Source organism: Thermodesulfovibrionales bacterium, assembly GCA_026417875.1.
In the GTDB taxonomy this organism is placed as follows: Bacteria; Nitrospirota; Thermodesulfovibrionia; order Thermodesulfovibrionales; family CALJEL01; genus CALJEL01.
The window spans coordinates 1-3350 of sequence record JAOACK010000092.1; the positions used below are offsets into that span (position 1 = coordinate 1).

Consider the following 3350-nt stretch of genomic DNA (forward strand, 5'->3'; position numbering starts at 1 on the left):
GGTGAGATAAGGAATTTAGCGCAGAGGGCATCGCAATCAGCGAAGGAGATAACGCAACTTATACAGGAGAGTGTGGAGAAGGCTGGCAGGGGGGTAGAGCTATCTGGTGAGTTACAGAGGAGGCTTGAGGGCATAGTGAGTTCAGTGAAGAGGGTAGCGATGCTTATGGACGAGGTAGCGGCTGCATCAGCTGAGCAGGCATCTGGTGTTAATCAGGTAAATGTAGCCTTATCTCAGATAGACCAGGCTACACAGCAGAATGCGGCATTGATAGAGGAGACGGCATCTCTTGCAGAGGAGCTTGCATCCCAGGCAAGGGAGCTTCTTGAACTCGTCTCATTCTTTAAGACAGATGAGATTGTGAGAGAGACTGTTTTTACAGGAAAGGCTATAAGAACTGAAAGACAATCTGGAAAAATAACCTTTGAGGATAAAAGAGGAGCTATAAAGGGAAATGGAAAATCAGGTGCTCAATTTGAGGAGTTCTGATTTTGGTCTGACTGATGAGGTTTTTGCCCTCTTTTCTGAACTGATATACAGGTCGTCTGGTATAAGGCTTACAAAACAGAAGAAGAATCTTCTTATTTCCAGACTCCTTAAGAGGATCCGGGCTCTCGGGGTGGATGGTTTTTATAATTACTACAGGCTCGTAAGAAGTGACCAGTCAGAGCTTATCCATATGCTTAACTGCATAGCAACAAATACAACAAGATTTTTCAGAGAAGAATACCACTTTAAATTTCTTGAGGAGATCGGGATTCCAGAATTCATAAACAGAAGAAATATTAATATATGGAGTGCAGGTTGTTCCACAGGTGAAGAACCCTATTCAATTGCCATATCTGTCTCCGAAGCCCTAAGTAAATACAGGGGATTAAAACCAGAGGTAATGATCCTAGGAACAGATATCTCTACCTCTGCAATTGATTTTGCAAAGAGAGGTATATACGAAGAAGACCAGATGCCCGATAATACTCCTGACAGGATCTTAAAGAAATATTTTCTTAAAGGTGTGGGTGAATATTCGGGAAGGATAATGGTAAAGGAACATTTAAGGAACATGGTTCATTTTGAAAGGCTTAATCTCAAGGACAGGATTTATCCGCTAAGAAGGGATTTCCACTTCATATTCTGTAGGAATGTGATGATATATTTTTCTTCAGAAATGAAGGAGCATGTGATATCCCAGTTTTATAACCATCTTGTAGATGGTGGTTATCTCTTTCTAGGTCATTCAGAGGCAATTCTTAACAGAAAGGGTTTTATACCTGTATATATATCTGTCTATAGAAAGGTGCGATCTTAAATGAAGAAGATTATCCTTTCGGTGGGTAATATTGCTGTATCAAAGACTCCTGCTTTATTTGAGACAGTACTGGGCTCCTGTGTATCTGTATGCCTCTGGGATGAGGTAACAGGTGCTGGTGGTATGAATCACTTCATGGTGCCCTATTCCTATGATGGTGCCATGAACAGAGGTTTTTACGGACCTGACTCAACTGTGGAGCTCATACACCGCCTCCTTGCAAATGGAGCCTCTATAAGCAGTATGAGGGCAAAGATATTTGGTGGAGGCAAATTGAGGGACCTAAATAATCTTCCTAATATAGGAAAGAAGAATATAGAGGTTGCAAAGATGATTCTCTCAGAATACGGCATACCGCTCGTGGCTGAACTCACGCAGCTAACCTGTGGAATGAAGATTCAGTTTTATTCATCCACTGGCAGGGTCCTGCTTACTAAACTGCTTTAAGTAAAAGTTACTTTTCTAATACAAGCTCAATTGATGAATCTGCCGATAAAAATTAATTATATCCTCTTATATTAAAAGGGCAGGCGGGCCGAAAATCGGTCCTTTAGAGATTAATCTTCCCCCTTCAGTATTAGGCTTAAGGACTGTTATACTATGAATTATGAAAAACATAGAAAGACTTATAGAAAGGTTTTCCAAGAGTTCTATACTTGTTATCGGAGACCTCATACTGGACAGGTATATCTGGGGTAAAGTCTCGAGGGTATCACCTGAGGCACCTGTTCCTGTTGTGGAGGTCACAAAGGAGGATTTCCTTCTGGGTGGTGCTGCCAATGTTGCTGCAAACATAGTATCCCTTGGTGGAAGGGTTTATATTGCAGGAGTAACAGGAAATGACAGGGCAAGGGAGGTTCTGCTCAAGCTAATGGAAGAGAAGGGAATTGATACTTCTGGAGTTGTGGCTGATAAAAGACCGACTACTGTAAAAACCAGGGTTATAGCCCATCACCAGCAGGTTGTAAGATTTGATAAAGAAGACCATTCAAGGATAAATTCTGAACTCCTTAAAAGGCTGCTTAATTTTGTGGAAGATAAAATAAAAAATTCCAGAATTGATGCAGTAATTATCTCTGATTATAAAAAGGGTGTTGTAAGCAGGGAACTTATAAAGGGAATACTCAGGCTCTCAAAACCTTCTGGTATATTTGTATCAGTTGACCCCAAGGTAGGACATTTTGCATTTTACAGGGGTGTTTCCATAATAACTCCAAATCTTAAGGAGGCATCAGAGGGCTCTGGAATAGAGATAAAGGATGAGACCACACTCCTAAGAGCAGGAAAAAAGCTGCTTAGAACCCTTTCCCTTGAGGCAGTGCTTATCACAAGAGGTGAAGAAGGAATGAGCCTCTTTATGAAGGAAAAAGAAAAGAGTGACAGTATAAAGCATCATTACATACCTACAAGGGCAAAGAAGGTCTTTGATGTTACAGGAGCAGGAGATACAGTTATTGCAACCTTCACCCTTGCCCGTGCAAGTGGTGCCTCAATGATTGAGGCCTGTGAGATAGCAAATTACGCTGCAGGGATAGTGGTTGGAGAGATTGGCACTGCCACTGTTACTCCTGAGCAGCTTAAAGAGGCAATGAAGTGTTAAGATGAAAAAGCCAAGAGCAGTAGCACTTTATTCAGGAGGTCTTGACAGCACCCTTGCAATACTAGTGATGCTCAGGCAGGGTGTTGAGGTAACCGCTCTCACCTTTCTTACACACTTTGGCTGTGATATCTCCGACAGGTCAAGCTGCTCAAAGAATCCGTTCAGGGCTGCAGAACAGTTTGGTTTCACTGTAAAACTCTGCCATCTTGCTGATAAATTTATAGAGATCGTTAAGAATCCAAAATACGGGCATGGAAAGAACATGAATCCCTGCATAGACTGCCGAATACTCATGCTCAGAGAGGCAAAGGAATTCATGAAACTCACAGGTGCGGATTTTATAATCACTGGAGAGGTCCTGGGTCAGAGACCTATGAGTCAGAGAAAGGAGACCCTGTCACTCATTGACAGAGAGGCAGGTCTTGAGGCTGTCTCTTATACACA

The 3350-nt window shown here is 42.1% G+C and carries 5 protein-coding genes; all 5 read left to right on the top strand.

Features of this window, described 5'->3' with window-relative positions; translation table 11 throughout:
• Positions 1-489 (top strand): methyl-accepting chemotaxis protein (locus N2257_10515; protein ID MCX7794816.1); only part of this gene is annotated, 489 nt, incomplete at its 5' end.
• Positions 455-1306, top strand: a complete 852-nt coding sequence (locus N2257_10520; GenBank protein MCX7794817.1) for a protein-glutamate O-methyltransferase CheR — start codon at positions 455-457, stop codon at positions 1304-1306. The genes N2257_10515 and N2257_10520, both read left to right, overlap by 35 nt.
• A complete protein-coding gene (locus N2257_10525; protein MCX7794818.1) occupies positions 1307-1753 on the top strand; it encodes a chemotaxis protein CheD in 447 nt (148 codons plus the stop codon).
• Between the two features lie 160 nt (positions 1754-1913).
• Positions 1914-2906, top strand: a complete 993-nt coding sequence (gene rfaE1 / locus N2257_10530; GenBank protein MCX7794819.1) for a D-glycero-beta-D-manno-heptose-7-phosphate kinase — start codon at positions 1914-1916, stop codon at positions 2904-2906.
• A 1-nt stretch (position 2907) separates the two neighbouring features.
• Positions 2908-3350: 7-cyano-7-deazaguanine synthase (locus N2257_10535; GenBank protein ID MCX7794820.1), on the top strand; the 443-nt coding region annotated here is incomplete at its 3' end.